This window comes from Alkalicoccobacillus porphyridii, from assembly GCF_007293315.1.
GTDB lineage: Bacteria > Bacillota > Bacilli > Bacillales > Bacillaceae_D > Alkalicoccobacillus > Alkalicoccobacillus porphyridii.
The window spans coordinates 1-941 of the sequence record NZ_VLXZ01000036.1; the positions used below are offsets into that span (position 1 = coordinate 1).

The 941-nt window shown below is 54.0% G+C and carries 2 rRNA genes; both read left to right on the forward strand.

The window, feature by feature from the left end:
- Nucleotides 1-675, forward strand: a 23S ribosomal RNA gene (locus FN960_RS23390); the annotation flags it as partial.
- Between the two features lie 94 nt (nt 676-769).
- Nucleotides 770-885: ribosomal RNA gene (gene rrf / locus FN960_RS23395) — 5S ribosomal RNA — on the forward strand.
- Nucleotides 886-941 lie beyond the last annotated feature (56 nt).

Consider the following 941-nt stretch of genomic DNA (forward strand, 5'->3'; position numbering starts at 1 on the left):
GTCTGGTGGGTAGTTTGACTGGGGCGGTCTCCTCCTAAAGAGTAACGGAGGAGCACGAAGGTTGGCTAATCCTGGTCGGACATCAGGAGGTTAGTGCAATGGCATAAGCAAGCTTGACTGCGAGCGTGACGGCGCGAGCAGGTGCGAAAGCAGGTCATAGTGATCCGGTGGTTCTGAATGGAAGGGCCATCGCTCAACGGATAAAAGGTACTCCGGGGATAACAGGCTGATACCGCCCAAGAGTTCATATCGACGGCGGTGTTTGGCACCTCGATGTCGGCTCATCACATCCTGGGGCTGAAGTAGGTCCCAAGGGTATGGCTGTTCGCCATTTAAAGTGGTACGCGAGCTGGGTTTAGAACGTCGTGAGACAGTTCGGTCCCTATCTGCCGTGGGCGCTGGAGAACTGAGGGGGGCTGCTCCTAGTACGAGAGGACCGGAGTGGACGCATCACTGGTGTTCGGGTTGTCATGCCAATGGCACTGCCCGGTAGCTAAATGCGGAAGAGATAAGTGCTGAAAGCATCTAAGCACGAAACTTGCCCCGAGATGAGTTCTCCCTGACTCCTTGAGAGTCCTGAAGGAACGTTGAAGACGACGACGTTGATAGGCCGGGTGTGTAAGCGCAGCGATGCGTTGAGCTAACCGGTACTAATGAACCGTGAGGCTTAACCTTACAACGCCGAAGCTGTTTTGGCGGATGAGAGAAGGTTTTCAGCCTGATACAGATTAAATCAGAACGCAGAAGCGGTCTGATAAAACAGAATTTGCCTGGCGGCCTTAGCGCGGTGGTCCCACCTGACCCCATGCCGAACTCAGAAGTGAAACGCCGTAGCGCCGATGGTAGTGTGGGGTCTCCCCATGCGAGAGTAGGGAACTGCCAGACATCAAATAAAACAAAAGGCTCAGTCGGAAGACTGGGCCTTTTGTTTTATCTGTTGT